The organism is Escherichia sp. MOD1-EC6300 (assembly GCF_002965045.1).
GTDB classification, from domain to species: Bacteria; Pseudomonadota; Gammaproteobacteria; order Enterobacterales; family Enterobacteriaceae; genus Escherichia; species Escherichia coli_F.
In genome coordinates, this window is sequence record NZ_PTRH01000028.1 from 1 (window position 1) to 14,825 (window position 14,825).

The 14,825-nt window shown below is 54.4% G+C and carries 14 protein-coding genes; 12 read left to right on the forward strand and 2 right to left on the reverse strand.

The annotated features are described in order from the left end of the window. A partial coding sequence (locus BGE37_RS23720) for a contractile injection system protein, VgrG/Pvc8 family (RefSeq protein ID WP_274540161.1) occupies positions 1-362 on the reverse strand: 362 nt, incomplete at its 3' end. Positions 363-571: 209 nt separating this feature from the next. Further along, the gene (locus BGE37_RS23730; protein WP_001142958.1) at positions 572-1,090 is read right to left on the reverse strand and encodes an Hcp family type VI secretion system effector; all 519 of its coding nucleotides are present in this window, start codon (positions 1,088-1,090) and stop codon (positions 572-574) included. A 695-nt stretch (positions 1,091-1,785) separates the two neighbouring features. Between BGE37_RS23730 and tssB the strand changes: the two genes are divergently transcribed. The 12 genes from tssB to vasI are packed head-to-tail and all read left to right on the forward strand — an operon-like array spanning position 1,786 to position 14,825. Then, the gene (gene tssB, locus BGE37_RS23735) at positions 1,786-2,286 is read left to right on the forward strand and encodes a type VI secretion system contractile sheath small subunit (protein ID WP_000037397.1); all 501 of its coding nucleotides are present in this window, start codon (positions 1,786-1,788) and stop codon (positions 2,284-2,286) included. Positions 2,287-2,320: 34 nt separating this feature from the next. Continuing rightward, positions 2,321-2,545, forward strand: coding sequence for a hypothetical protein (locus BGE37_RS23740; RefSeq protein ID WP_000123970.1), 225 nt, complete (start codon positions 2,321-2,323; stop codon positions 2,543-2,545). Between the two features lie 50 nt (positions 2,546-2,595). Next, positions 2,596-4,071, forward strand: coding sequence for a type VI secretion system contractile sheath large subunit (tssC, locus tag BGE37_RS23745; RefSeq protein ID WP_000056978.1), 1,476 nt, complete (start codon positions 2,596-2,598; stop codon positions 4,069-4,071). 6 nt (positions 4,072-4,077) lie between these two features. Next, the gene (tssE, locus tag BGE37_RS23750; RefSeq protein WP_000611742.1) at positions 4,078-4,491 is read left to right on the forward strand and encodes a type VI secretion system baseplate subunit TssE; all 414 of its coding nucleotides are present in this window, start codon (positions 4,078-4,080) and stop codon (positions 4,489-4,491) included. Positions 4,492-4,494: 3 nt separating this feature from the next. Next, complete coding sequence (tssF, locus tag BGE37_RS23755) at positions 4,495-6,345, forward strand: type VI secretion system baseplate subunit TssF (protein WP_105288516.1); 1,851 nt, start codon at positions 4,495-4,497, stop codon at positions 6,343-6,345. After that, on the forward strand, positions 6,309-7,391 hold the full coding sequence (gene tssG, locus BGE37_RS23760) for a type VI secretion system baseplate subunit TssG (RefSeq protein ID WP_000348784.1): 1,083 nt from the start codon (positions 6,309-6,311) through the stop codon (positions 7,389-7,391). The genes tssF and tssG overlap by 37 nt, the downstream gene beginning before the upstream one ends. A 24-nt stretch (positions 7,392-7,415) precedes the next feature. Next, positions 7,416-8,696, forward strand: coding sequence for a type VI secretion system-associated FHA domain protein TagH (gene tagH / locus BGE37_RS23765; protein ID WP_001113710.1), 1,281 nt, complete (start codon positions 7,416-7,418; stop codon positions 8,694-8,696). Further along, positions 8,693-9,217, forward strand: a complete 525-nt coding sequence (gene tssJ, locus BGE37_RS23770; RefSeq protein ID WP_105277804.1) for a type VI secretion system lipoprotein TssJ — start codon at positions 8,693-8,695, stop codon at positions 9,215-9,217. The genes tagH and tssJ overlap by 4 nt, the downstream gene beginning before the upstream one ends. A gap of 2 nt (positions 9,218-9,219) precedes the next feature. Continuing rightward, positions 9,220-10,551 carry a type VI secretion system baseplate subunit TssK gene (tssK, locus tag BGE37_RS23775; protein WP_105288517.1) on the forward strand — a complete coding sequence of 444 codons (1,332 nt, stop codon included), beginning with the start codon at positions 9,220-9,222 and terminating at the stop codon, positions 10,549-10,551. A 4-nt stretch (positions 10,552-10,555) separates the two neighbouring features. Beyond that, complete coding sequence (gene icmH / locus BGE37_RS23780) at positions 10,556-11,317, forward strand: type IVB secretion system protein IcmH/DotU (protein ID WP_000343298.1); 762 nt, start codon at positions 10,556-10,558, stop codon at positions 11,315-11,317. A gap of 8 nt (positions 11,318-11,325) precedes the next feature. Beyond that, positions 11,326-14,085: a type VI secretion system ATPase TssH gene (gene tssH, locus BGE37_RS23785; protein WP_105288518.1), complete on the forward strand. Its 2,760-nt coding sequence runs from the start codon at positions 11,326-11,328 to the stop codon at positions 14,083-14,085. Then, positions 14,082-14,825, forward strand: coding sequence for a type VI secretion system-associated protein VasI (vasI, locus tag BGE37_RS23790; protein WP_088542371.1), 744 nt, complete (start codon positions 14,082-14,084; stop codon positions 14,823-14,825). Before tssH ends, vasI begins: the two co-directional genes overlap by 4 nt.

Genomic DNA, 14,825 nt, shown 5'->3' on the forward strand with positions numbered 1-14,825 from the left:
GCGAGTATGCTTTCGATGTCCTCATTCTGGAAGATACGGAAGTTCTGGCGCAGCCCTGTGCGCCACAGCGGTGGGCATACCTTCATGCTGTACAGCATCTGGTTTTTGTCGTTCTCCCCCAGTTCAAACCAGGTCACCACACCTTTCACCCGGCGCTGTACGTCATCGCCCTGCCATATCGTCAGGTAGGCCATTTTGTCCAGCACCTGCGCAAATTCAAGGGAGAGAAACTGCTGGCTGACCAGAGAGAGATCGAGGGAAAAGAGCGAAGAGAGTGACTGGTTCAGATGAAAGGAGACCACCGCAAACGCGTCCGGTGGCAGGCCGTCCACTTCCAGCGTGAAACGTAATCCGGTTGACATAGCAACCTCCGGGTTTAAGGAAAAACAGACAGTTCGCTGTTAAAGCGGCTGTAACAGTACAGTGTTACGCTTGCGTTCAGGCACGCTACCGCCGAAGTTTCCGGCATCCGCCATCTCCCGTGAACGTAACCCCTTACTGACAACCTTTCTTTTTACGGCGTAATACAAAAACAGCATCCGGCCTGATAGCCGGATGCTGTTGGCTTAACTTATGCTTCCAGCGGTGCGCGCCAGTCGTCGGCACCGGAGGTGCCAGATTTGACGTGTTCCCACTCAATCTTGCGGTAGGCCAGTGAAACTTCGAGCAACTGGGTGAACTCGCGTTTCGCCGGGTCCTGGCAATGCGGCATATGCAGTTTCATATCGACAATCGTCGAATCAGTCAGGCGGGTGGTGAAATAATGCTCCTGTTTGCCTTCCACAGATGTACGCCACCAGTGCAGTTCAGTGGTTGGCAGCATTTCACCGGAGGCCAGTGCGTTGTACATCAGCGGAACCGCTTTGTTCAGCGCCACGGTAAAAATGAACGGCTTGTGAGCACGCTGACCCGCAGGCTGACCGGACTGAGGATCGGTCGGGACAGTAACGTTATGCAGGAATTCCTGCACCAGCATCTCGTCTTCGTGCCCCTGCACATAGATGTTGCCGACAGAATCAGCGGTAAATGCACCTGCAGTAATATTTCCCTGGGTCTGACCAGTGATGGAGATATAACACGGTGTTGGCATTTGTAAACTCCTTGTTAACGTGGTTAATTACTACTTACAATGACCTGCCGTTAATCCCAGACAGGCAGATGCAGCTCACTTCACGGAACCGCATCATTTTTCAGTATTTTTTACATACAAACCGAGCTAGAATTTACGGTTGTCGTAAAAACTATTTTTAAAATCATTAAATCTCTTATTCAGCAATAACTTAATAATATATATCTGGATAACTATACCCAACTGTTCAAAGTCCGTATTGCCTCCATAAAATGGCCAAAGCTGAATCATGAATAAATATTGTATTTATCCTTTCTGAATTATCATTTTGATAATTTTTGAGATATTCCTTAAAAATACCCACTTACTCAATCACAAAACAAATATATAAACAAGCAATCATTAGATTAGCTTATGTTTAATGAAATTATTATATACTTCAATAAGATACATAAAAACTCTATATTTAAATTATTGCCATAATACACCTGACGCGAATTGCACAGGTTCACACAATCTATTTAACGCTTGCAGAATACCCCTCTTTACGATCGATAAAAAGTCCTTTTCTTATTTATTTTGAAGCGTAAAATGCGGGGTGATGAAGGAGTGGTGATTTTATTTTCACCGCCATCAAGGCGGCATTTCCGATATTTTTTGCGGTACAAATATGCTGTGTTCATGGCCTGTACGAGATAACATGACGGATCACTTTTATGAGCAAAAAATTTGAAGGCAGCGTCGCGCCTCGCGAGCGTATTAATATATCGTATGTCCCAAAAACAGATGGCCAGACGGCTGAAGTGGAACTTCCGCTTAACATGCTCGTTGTCGGCGATACCGGAAATACGCAGGAAACATCCTCACTGGATGAACGTCAGGCAGTTTCCGTTAACAAGCACAATTTCGGTGCAGTGATGGCTGAAGCAGCCATTGGCCTCAATTTTACCGTCCCCGCCACGCTGAAGGGAAGCACAACGGACGATGAACTGAATGTGGCGCTGAATATCAAGTCACTGGATGATTTTTCACCAGATAGCGTGGCCCGGCAGGTTCCGGAAGTGAATAAATTGCTGGAATTACGTGAAGCACTGACTGCACTGAAGGGGCCGATGGGTAACCTTCCGGCATTCCGTACCCAGCTCCAGGCATTGCTGGAAAATGAAGAGTCCCGCGAGCAGTTGCTCAAAGAAATCGGCCAGGTGAGCAATAAATAACCACCACTATTTCATTAAACAGGGTTATCCAGGCATGACGGCACACAAAAATATCTCCGGGACATACCACCTCTCTGTTGCAGACATTCTGCAGGTGGTTTACCAGGTATGTTTCAGCCCGTCCGTTGAAATCAACCAGGATGGTGTGGCTGCGCTGATTACAACACTGGATCGCCGTATCAGTGATCTATTGGATGAGATTATCCATTTTTGTGAGTTTCAGCAGAGCGCGTCGCACTGGCAGCGCGTACTTCACTGACGGCGAAAAGCCGGTTTCAGAAACACAGCTAAAACAGAAGGATTTTCAGTATGTCTTTACAGGAAGAGGAACTCGTTTCCAGTCATGCCGGGCAGCCTGAGCAGGCATCGTCGCTGCTTGATCAAATCATGGCACAGACCCGTATTCAGCCCGGTTCGGAAGGTTATGACGTTGCCCGCCAGGGTGTGACAGCCTTTATTGCCAGCATCCTGCAATCCACTGCATCTGCCGAACCGGTCAATAAACTGGCCGTGGACAGCATGATTGCAGATATTGATGAACGCATCAGCCGCCAGATGGATGTCATCATCCATGCGCCTGCCTTTCAGCAGGTCGAGTCGTTCTGGCGCTCACTGAAAACCATGGTGGATCGCGTTGATTTCCGTGAAAACATCAAGGTCAACGTGCTTCATGTCACCAAGCAGGAACTTCTGGAAGACTTTGAGTTTGCGCCAGAAATTATTCAGTCCGGATTTTATAAGCACGTTTATTCGTCCGGTTTCGGACAGTTTGGCGGTGAACCCATCGCTGCCGTGCTGGGCGCTTATGAGTTCAAAAATACCGCGCCTGACATGAAACTGCTGCAATACGTCAGTGCCGTGGGCGCAATGGCGCACGCACCGTTCCTGTCCTCCGTTTCCCCGGAGTTTATGGGGCTGAACTCGTGGACCGAACTGCCTAATATCAAAGATCTTTATGCCATCTTTGAAGGTCCGGCCTACACCAAATGGCGCGCCCTGCGTGACTCGGAAGATTCGCGCTATTTAGGGCTTACGGCACCCCGCTTCCTGCTTCGCCAGCCCTATTCACCAACAGATAACCCTGTTAAGAACTTTAACTATTACGAAGATGTCAGCCAGAACCACGAAGATTATCTGTGGGGTAATACGGCCTGGATGCTGGCATGCAATATCGCAGACAGTTTTGCCAAATACCGCTGGTGTCCAAACATTATCGGTCCGCAAAGCGGCGGCGCAGTGAAAGATCTGCCGGTGCATCTGTTCGAAACGATGGGGCAGATTCAGGCCAAAATCCCAACCGAGGTGCTGGTCACCGATCGCCGCGAATTTGAACTGGCTGAAGAGGGTTTTATCACCCTTACCATGCGTAAAGACTCTGATAATGCAGCCTTTTTCTCTGCAAACTCGGTACAAAAACCGAAGCACTTTCCGGGAAAAGATGCAGAAACCAACTATAAGCTGGGTACGCAGCTTCCTTATCTCTTCATCATCAATCGGTTAGCGCACTACATCAAGGTGTTGCAGCGTGAACAACTGGGGTCATGGAAAGAAAGGAGCGACTTAGAAAGAGAGCTTAATACCTGGATCCGTCAGTATGTTGCCGACCAGGAAAACCCGCCTGCAGACGTGCGCAGCCGCAAACCTCTGCGCGCTGCCAAAGTTGAGGTTATGGATGTAGAAGGCGAACCCGGCTGGTACCAGGTTGCGCTAAGCGTGAGACCTCATTTTAAATTTATGGGGGCAAATTTTGAGCTTTCCCTGGTTGGCCGGTTAGACAGGGAGTAACACACCATGATACCGGATCGGGAAAGAACCACAGGTTCTCTTTTTGAGCGTATGGAAGCCTCTTCGGCCAGAAACCGGCAGGGAGGCAGTATTCATTCGCTCAGGCAATCCATTCGCCAGAACCTACGAAACATTCTTAATACCCGGTCCGGTAGTTGCCGGGGTGCGCCTGAGCTGGGCATTGATGAACCGGAAGGGGCTGAAAACTTCCGCGAATCCATGAGTCGGGCCATCGAGCAATGTATAGAACGCTATGAACCCCGGATCTCACACGCTGAAGTGCAGGCAGTGGTTTCATCCGCCTCCAGCCCGCTGGATATGACGTTTCATATTACAGCCTGGGTGACATTTAACGAAACGCATGAGGTGCTTGAATTTGATATGGCACCGAATGGCAGCCAGCATTACCGGGTGGACTGACAGATGGAATTTGAAGAACGCTATTTCCGGGAAGAACTCGATTACCTGCGCCAGCTCAGCAAGCTGCTGGCAACGGAAAAACCCCATCTGGCCCGCTTCCTGGCCGAAAAAGATGCGGATCCGGATATTGAACGCCTGCTGGAAGGCGTGGCTTTTCTTACCGGCAATCTCCGTCAAAAAATTGAGGATGAATTCCCAGAACTGACGCACGGGCTTATCAAGATGCTGTGGCCTAATTACCTGCGTCCGGTTCCGGCAATGACCCTTATTGAATATACGCCGGATATGGATAAGTCTTCTGTGCCGGTGTTAATCCCCCGTAATGAGCAGTTTACAACCAACGCCGGGGAAATCAGAGTCGATGAAGTGCTGCCCTCCGATGCTAAAAAGGAGGAGCCGCCTCCCTGTACCTTCACCCTCTGCCGGGATATCTGGCTGCTGCCCGTTCGCCTGGAGCAGATTGAAAACCGCAGTACGACCCGTAATGGTGTTATCAACATCACCTTTTCGGTCGCACCGGGAACGGACTTCCGCACGCTGGATCTGAACAAACTTCGCTTCTGGCTCGGCAATGACGACAACTATACCCGTGACCAGCTTTATTTATGGTTCTGTGAATACTTGCAGGGTGCCGACCTGACTGTGGGTGAACAGCATATTCGCCTGCCTGAGTTTATACTGAAAGCTGTCGGTTTTGAGCCGCAGGATGCCATGCTGCCCTGGCCGAAAAACGTCCACAGCGGCTACCGGATCCTTCAGGAGTATTTCTGTTACCCGGATGCGTTTCTCTTTTTTGATCTTTGTGGTTGCCCGGCGTTACCTGACGGATTGCAGGCTGAATCCTTTACCCTGCAACTGCGTTTTTCGCGCCCATTGCCCGTGGACATCCGGTTGCGCCGCGACTCCCTGCGCCTGTATTGCGCGCCTGCCATTAATTTATTTATCCACCATGCAGAAGCCATCACGCTGGACAACCGGCGGGCAGACTATCCGCTGGTTCCCAGCCGCCATTATCCGGAACATTACGATGTCTTTTCCGTTAACGGCGTGATAAGCCAGGTGCAGGATATGTTCAGGAAAAAAGATCTGGGGCGTCCTGTTTCGACGCAGGCCGCGCGCCAGTGGCCTGCCTTTGAAAGTTTCAGCCATCAGATGGAATACAGCCGGAAGCGGGAAGTGGTGTACTGGCATCACCGGACCAAAACATCCCTGTTCCATCGCGGCTTTGATCATACCCTTGCTTTTATACATGCTGATGGCAGTTATCCGTCAGACGAATCGCTGCTCAGTAATGAAGTGGTTTCGGTATCGCTGACCTGTACCAACCGTGAGCTTCCGTCACAAATTCGTTCCGGCGATATCACCGGCACAACCGGTAAAAATGCGGCTGTTGCTTCATTTCGCAACATTACCCGCCCGACGCAACCACTCTGGCCGGTCATTGATGGCAGCCTGCACTGGTCCCTACTCTCCGCCATGAACCTGAATTATCTGTCATTACTAGATACGGACGCGCTGAAGCAGGTCATCGCCAACTTTGATCGCCACGCAATCCATCATCCGCAGACGGCGCGGCTGTCACAACAAAAGCTGGATGCCATTGAGCGTCTGGAGACCCGCCCCGTTGATCGCCTGTTTACGGGTATTCCCGTCCGGGGGCTGGCCTCCACGCTGTATCTGCACCCGGAGCCGTTTGTCTGTGAAGGGGAAATGTATCTGCTCGGTACGGTGCTTTCGCATTTTCTGTCGCTGTACGCCAGCGTTAACTCATTCCACATGCTGACCGTTGTGAACACAGAAAGCCAGGAGACATGGAAATGGACGGAAAGAACCGGGCAGCATCCTCTTATCTGAGTCCGGGACATCCCCCGGCAGATAAAGAGCAGAATGATCCGCTGGCACAGGTTTTCCATAACGCCTGCTCTTACAATTTTTTTGCGATGGCGGAGCTGTTGCACCGCCTGGCACAGGGTGAAAAGGGGACACCGGAATTATCCCTGCGCGATGATCCGGCACAGGAAACCCTGCGTTTCAGCGCCGATGCCAGCCTTGCCTTCCCGTGCAGTGATATCAGTGGGCTGAAACGGGATAAGTCAGGGGCATTCAGGATGACCACCACCTTTATGGGGTTACAGGGGAGCCAGTCGCCTCTTCCCGGTTATTACCTGGATCACCTGGCCTGGAAAGCGGTACATGAACAAAGTCCGGTAGGCGATTTTCTGGATATGTTCAGCCACCGCCTGACCCAGTTTGTCTGGCATATCTGGCGTAAGTACCGCTATCACATCAGTTTTCGTAACGGCGGTGTGGATGCGTTCTCGCAGCGCATGTACTCCCTTGTCGGGCTGGGCCACCGCCAGCTTCGCGATAAGCTGGCGATTAATCACAGCAAAATGCTGGCGTATTCCGGGATCCTGGCAAATCCGGGACGATCCCCGGAAATCATCTGCGGCCTGGTGTCCCACTGTTTTGACTTGTCAGACGTGACGCTGCAAAACTGGCAACGTCGCAAGGTGGATATTGAACCGGATCAGCAAAACAGCCTGGGGAGCTATTCCCTTAAAAATGGCGAAAAACTGGCCGGAAGATCGGTACTGGGCAACTTTGTTCTGGGTACACGGGTGCCCGATCTCAGCGGAAAATTCCAGCTCAGTATTACCAGCCTGACCCGAAAACAGTTCCTCTCTTTTCTGCCGTCCGGCGAAAACTTCCTGCCACTGACGATGTTTGTGTCCTTCATCCTGCGCGATCAGCTTGCCTGGGACTTACATCTGGGGCTGGCACCGGAGCAGGTGGGCGCAATGCGCCTGGGCGATAACAAAAGTGCGCTGCTGGGCTGGACCAGCTTCCTCGGCACACCGGAAGAACGACCCTCAGTCACCATCAGGGTACGGTCGTAAATTATGATAATCACGGAGCAGAATATGCCGGAAGAGAAACTACAGACGCTTTCATTGCAGGTCATTAACGGCAGTGAGCTGGAAAGCGGGCGGGCGGCGCGCTGTCTGTTCACGCAGCAGGGAAATGTCGGCCATGGCCCCGAATGCCACTGGTCGGTACAGGATCGTCAGCAGAGCATTCCGGCTCAGGCCTTTACCGTTATACTGCACGATGGCACATTTTGTCTGCGCCCGCAGACGGCACAACTGTGGCTGAACCAGGCAAAAGTCACAGCAACATCAGACCTGATACAGCTGCGCCAGGGCGATGAGATCCAGATAGGGCGTCTGATGGTGAGGGTTCATCTGAACCGGGGTGATATCCCCCATTACGATGAGGAAATGGCCACTCCCGAAACCATCGTCACCAATCGCGATATGCTCACGGATACCCTGCTGTCAACGGAGGGTGCGCCACACTATCCGGGAATGACTCACCGGCATCAGCTTGCTGACACCGTGGTAAACGGTTTTTCTGCCGATCCACTCCAGGCACTTCAGTCCGAAAGCCTGATTACCGCGGGCGATCCGCTTTCAGGCATTGCGGCTGTCCGGCCATCGGCACCGCTGTCCGATCCGGCAAGTAATGGGGGGATCAATACGCCGTTTATGGATCTGCCGCCCATTTATGCCAGCCCCGGCGAGCGTAATGATGACGTCTCTGTGGCAGAAATGGCGCAACGCCACCTTGCGGTCACCCCCTTACTGCGCGGCCTTGGCGGCTCGCTTACCGTGAGCAATTCCGACGATGCGGATGATTTTCTGGAGGAGGCCGGACGCACGTTACAGGCCGCAATAAAAGGTCTGCTTGATTTGCAGCAGCAGCGTAACAGCCTCTCAGACAAACATTTGCGCCCGCTGGAAGATAACCCGCTGCGCCTGAACATGGATTACGCCACCGCGCTCGACGTGATGTTTGCCGAAGGTAAAAGTCCGGTACATCTGGCGGCTCCCGCCGCTGTCAGTGAAAGCCTGCGCAATGTCCGCCACCACGAAGAAGCTAACCGGGCGGCGATTGTGGAGTCGCTTCGTGTCCTGCTGGACGCCTTCTCACCACAAAATCTGCTGCGCCGCTTTGTGCAGTACCGCCGCAGCCATGAACTGCGCCAGCCGCTGGATGATGCCGGAGCATGGCAAATGTACAGCCATTATTACGAAGAGCTGGCCTCTGATCGCCAGCAGGGGTTTGAGATGCTGTTTAACGAGGTCTACGCCCAGGTCTATGACCGGGTGCTTCGTGAAAAACAGCGGGAGCCGGAAGCATGAACAGGAAGGCGTTTCTGGCCTGCGTGCTGATGTGCGTCATATTAACCGGCTGCGAAACGGCGAAAAAAATCAGCGAGGTGATCAAAAACCCGGATATCCAGGTCGGGAGCCTGAAGGAGCAACCTTCGGAAATAACCGTCACCCTGCTGACTGAACCGGACACTAATACCAATGCGGAGGGTGAATCAGCCGCCGTGGATGTGCAACTGGTGTACCTGACGGACGACTCAAAATTGCAGGCAGCCGACTATGACCAGATAGCCAGTACGCCGCTACCGGATGTGCTGGGTAAAAACTATATCGACCACCAGGATTTCAACCTGTTGCCGGACACCATCAAAACCCTGCCGCTGGTAAAGCTGGATGAGAAAACGCAGTTTATTGGTGTCGTGGCCTATTTCTCCGATGACCAGGCCACGGAATGGAAACAAATCGAGACGGTGGAAGGAACCGGCCACCATTACCGCCTGCTGGTGCATGTACGTCAAAGCAGCATCGAAATGAAAAAAGAGGATGAATAAGTATGGCAACCACCCGCAACAAGGTGATGTGGCAGGAAGGGATGCTGATGCGCCCACACCATTTCCAGCAACAGCAGCGTTACAACGACTACCTGGATAACCAGCGTTTCCGGGCCATGAATGATTTATCCTGGGGATTTACCGAACTCACCCTCAACAATGAACTGCTGGCGCAGGGTAAGATCATGATTGACAGCGCGTCAGGCACACTGCCCGACGGCACCGTCTTTTCTATCCCCGACCAGGACGCACTGCCCGATCCGCTGCACCCGCAAAATTTTCCGGACGAAAGAAGCCGCAATATCTACCTCGCTCTGCCGGTCGCCAGTGATGTGAGAAATGAAATCAGCGACGGGCGGCGAATCGGGCGTTACCGGCTGAATTATGCCGATGTCCGGGATTTGCATTCAGAAGAAGGCGACGCGCGAACACTGACGCTGGGACAACTGACGCCGCGCATTATGAGCGGTGCAGAAGATATGAGCGCCTATATCACGCTCCCGCTTTGCCGTATCAGCGATCGCCATGCCGACGGCTCCCTGACGCTGGATGACGATTTTATCCCCTCCTGCCAGAATATTCAGGTCAGTAAGAAACTGCGTGTTTATCTCAAAGAGGTACAGGGGGCCATTAGCGGACGGGCAAGCGATCTGGCAAACCGTATTGGCTCTCCGGCGCAGAGCGGCATCGCGGATGTGGCGGAATTTATGATGTTGCAGTTGCTTAACCGTAACCAGACCCGGTTTACCCATCGCGCCCGCCGATCCCAGCTCCACCCGGAAGATTTCTACCTTGATCTTGCCGGGTTGCTGGGTGAACTGATGACCTTTACCGAGCCGTCGCGCCTGCCCTGCCCGCTTGATGTGTATGATCATCATGACCTGACCAAAACATTTAAAACACTGTTACCGGAAGTCAAACGGGCGCTGCATACCGTACTGTCGCCAAGAGCCGTCAATCTGCCGCTGCATCTGCGTGACGGTATCTGGCAGGCCGATATCCATGACTCGGAACTGCTGCAATCTGCCACCTTTGTGCTGGCCGTGGCGGCAAATATGCCGGTCGATCAGATCCAGCGCCAGTTTATCCAGCAGTCGAAAATTTCCTCGCCGGAAAAAATCCGCAATATGGTCAGTGTGCAGATCCCCGGCATTCCATTGCGTGCCCTGATGGTGGCTCCCCGTCAGCTTCCCTACCATTCCGGGTTCAGCTATTTCGAACTCGACAAGAGCGGACAGTCCTGGACAGAAATGGCTGCCGCCGGGGGCGTTGCGCTGCATGTATCCGGCAGTTTCCCGGATCTGAACATGCAACTGTGGGCGATAAGAGGGTAAGACGATGGATGAGGGGTCACTGTCTCTGCCACCATTTACCGGATACGACGAAAAAAGCCAGCGCGACTATCATCTCGCGCTTCGTGGCAACAGCCTGAATCCGATGATCGACGCAGCCACGCCACTCCTCGGTATGGTGATGCGCCTTTCAACCATGAACAGCCAGACGATGCCGGAGCATCTTTTTGCACAGGTGGTGACGGATGTTCAGGCCGTGGAGCAACTGCTTCAGGAGCAGGGCTACGAACCGGGCGTGATTATCTCGTTTCGCTACATCCTCTGCACATTTATTGATGAAGCGGCGCTCGGTAACGGCTGGTCGAACAAGAACGAGTGGATCAAACAGTCATTGCTGGTCCATTTCCACAACGAAGCCTGGGGTGGCGAGAAAGTTTTCATCCTGCTGGAGCGCCTGATCCGTGAACCCAAACGTTACCAGGATCTGCTGGAATTTCTCTGGCTCTGTTTTTCTCTGGGATTTCGCGGGCGCTACAAAGTGGCAGCACAGGATCAGGGGGAATTTGAGCAGATCTACCGCCGCCTGTACCACGTTCTGCATAAACTGCGCGGCGATGCCCCTTTCCCGCTGTTACACCAGGACAAAAAAACCCAGGGCGGGCGTTATCAGCTCATCAGTCGCCTGACCATTAAACATATTTTTTGTGGTGGCGTTGTCGTGCTGGCGTTGTTTTACCTGTTCTATCTGTTGCGGCTGGACAGCCAGACGCAGGACATCCTGCACCAGCTAAACAAATTACTTCGATAAGGACGTTTATGATCCAGATTGATCTTCCCACGCTGGTAAAACGGCTTAACCTGTTCTCCCGCCAGGCGCTGGAGATGGCCGCCTCTGAATGTATGAGCCAGCAGGCAGCGGAAATTACCGTCAGCCATGTGCTTATTCAGATGCTCGCCATGCCACGCAGTGACCTGCGGGTTATTACCCGCCAGGGCGATATTGGCATGGAAGAGTTGCGCCAGGCGCTGACGGTGGAGAACTACACAACCGCCCGTTCTGCGGACAGCTACCCGGCGTTTTCCCCGATGCTGGTTGAGTGGCTGAAAGAGGGCTGGCTGCTGGCGTCGGCTGAGATGCAGCACAGCGAACTGCGCGGCGGCGTGTTGCTGCTGGCCCTGCTGCATTCGCCGCTGCGTTATATACCGTCTGCTGCCGCCCGGCTGTTGACCGGCATTAACCGTGACCGTCTGCAACAGGACTTTGTGCAGTGGACACAGGAGTCGACGGAATCAGTCGTGCCGGATGCAGACGGTAAAGGCGCAGGCACACTGACGGATGCTGCTGACACCCAGCTTGCCCGCTACGCCAAAAACATGACCGAAGATGCCCGTAACGGCAGGCTTGACCCGGTACTGTGCCGCGACCACGAAATCGACCTGATGATCGACATTCTCTGCCGCCGCCGTAAAAATAACCCGGTGGTGGTGGGCGAAGCAGGCGTGGGTAAAAGCGCGCTGATTGAAGGGCTGGCGCTGCGCATCGTGGCAGGCCAGGTGCCGGACAAACTGAAAAACACCGATATCATGACCCTTGACCTGGGCGCATTGCAGGCCGGGGCATCGGTGAAGGGCGAGTTTGAAAAACGCTTCAAGGGGCTGATGGCGGAGGTCATTTCCTCCCCGGTGCCAGTCATTCTGTTTATCGACGAAGCGCATACCCTGATTGGGGCGGGCAACCAGCAGGGCGGGCTGGATATCTCCAACCTGCTCAAACCGGCGCTGGCGCGCGGCGAGCTGAAAACCATCGCCGCCACCACCTGGAGCGAGTACAAAAAATACTTCGAGAAAGACGCTGCCCTGTCGCGCCGCTTCCAGTTGGTGAAGGTCAGCGAACCCAACGCCGCCGAAGCCACCATTATTCTGCGTGGTCTGTCGGCGGTCTATGAACAGTCTCACGGCGTACTGATTGATGATGACGCCTTGCAGGCCGCTGCGACATTAAGTGAGCGTTATCTCTCCGGGCGTCAGTTGCCGGACAAAGCGATTGATGTGCTGGATACGGCCTGCGCCCGCGTGGCAATCAACCTGTCATCGCCACCAAAGCAAATCTCAGCGCTGACCACCCTGAGCCACCAGCAGGAGGCGGAAATTCGCCAGCTTGAGCGCGAGCTTCGCATCGGGCTGCGTACCGACACCTCGCGGATGACGGAGGTGCTGGTGCAGTATGATGAAACGCTGACGGCGCTGGACGAACTGGAAGCCGCCTGGCATCAGCAACAGACGCTGGTACAGGAAATTATCGCGCTGCGCCAGCAGTTGCTGGGTATGGCAGAAGACGATGCGGCGTCGTTGCCGGACGCAGATGCCGTGGGGGATATGCCGTCGGAGTCAGAGCAGGATAATACCGGTGCCGCACCGGCTGATGAAGCTGGCAGCGCACAGCCGGAAGAAACCGCTGAAACAGTTTCCCCGGTACAACGGCTGGCACAGCTTACTGCCGAACTGGACGCCCTGCATAACGACCGGTTGCTGGTCTCCCCGCACGTCGATAAAAAACAGATTGCGGCGGTGATTGCCGAATGGACCGGCGTGCCGCTTAACCGCCTGTCGCAGAATGAAATGTCGGTCATCACCGACCTGCCAGTATGGCTGGGCGACACCATCAAAGGCCAGGACCTGGCGATTGCCAGCCTGCATAAACATCTGCTGACCGCACGCGCCGACCTGCGCCGTCCGGGACGCCCGCTTGGCGCGTTCCTGCTGGCTGGCCCCAGCGGCGTGGGTAAAACCGAAACCGTCCTGCAACTGGCAGAGCTTCTCTACGGTGGTCGCCAGTACCTGACCACCATCAATATGTCCGAGTTCCAGGAGAAGCACACCGTCTCGCGGCTGATTGGTTCCCCTCCGGGCTATGTCGGCTATGGTGAAGGCGGCGTGCTGACCGAAGCCATCCGCCAGAAACCCTACTCAGTGGTGCTCCTCGATGAAGTGGAAAAAGCGCACCCGGATGTGCTCAACCTGTTCTACCAGGCGTTTGACAAGGGCGAGATGGCAGACGGCGAAGGCCGCCTGATTGACTGTAAAAACATCGTCTTCTTCCTCACCTCCAACCTTGGCTACCAGGTGATTGTCGAACACGCCGATGACCCGGAGACCATGCAGGAAGCCCTCTATCCGATGCTGGCGGACTTCTTTAAACCTGCCCTGTTGGCGCGTATGGAAGTGGTGCCGTACCTGCCTCTGTCGAAAGAGACGCTCGCCACCATTATTGCCGGGAAACTCACCCGTCTGGATAACGTGCTGCGCAGTCGCTTTGGTGCGGAAGTGATTATTGAGCCGGAAGTGACGGACGAAATTATGAGCCGCGTCACCCGAGCGGAAAACGGCGCAAGGATGCTCGAATCAGTCATCGACGGCAACATGCTGCCGCCGCTCTCGCTGCTGCTGTTGCAGAAGATGGCAGCCAACACGGCGATTGCCCGGATTCGTCTGTCGGCGGCAGACGGTGCATTCACAGCAGACGTGGAAGATGCTCAGGACGACGAGTCCGTCACAGAGGATGAAACGGTTTTATGAGCAGGTTGCGCGTTTTCCGGCAGACAGGATGGTTTATCGCGGGCCTGATGGCGGGCTTACCCGCCAGTGCCGCGCCCGCAGAAACATCGTCAGTGGCCGGTGTGGCGGTAGCTGTCGCCACAGCGACACCGCCGGATGCGACAGCCACGTTACAGGCCATGCGGTCCTGTCGCCAGGAGACGGCGGCGCTGGAGCGGCTTGACTGCTATGACCGCCTGCTGGCACCCCTTTCTCCGTCAGGGTTTGACGGGGCGCTGGTCAAAGCCGGTTTTGTGGGCGAGGCCTGGACCCGCGCCACAGAGCAGGAAAAACGCCGCCAGGGCAACACCACAGAGCTGCTGGTGACGCAGGTGCCGGGAGAACGCCCGACGGTGGTGGTAACCACCCCGGCTATCGGCCATGTTCCGCCTCGCCCGGTGCTGATGTTCAGCTGTGTGGACAATATCACCCGGATGCAGGTGGCGCTGGTGCACCCTCTGGATGTCCATGATATCGCCGTCACCCTGAATGCCGACAGCCGGGTATTGCGCAGCCACTGGTTTGTGCGCGAGAACGGCACCCTGCTGGAGTCCAGCCGGGGGCTGTCCGGGATTGATGAAATTAAGCAACTGTTCGGCGCAAAAACGCTGACGGTGGATACCGGCGCAGATAACGCCGCCGGAAAGCTGACCTTTAACATTGACGGGCTAGCAAGGGCGATTGCCCCCCTGCGCGATGCCTGCCACTGGGCGGGAGAATAA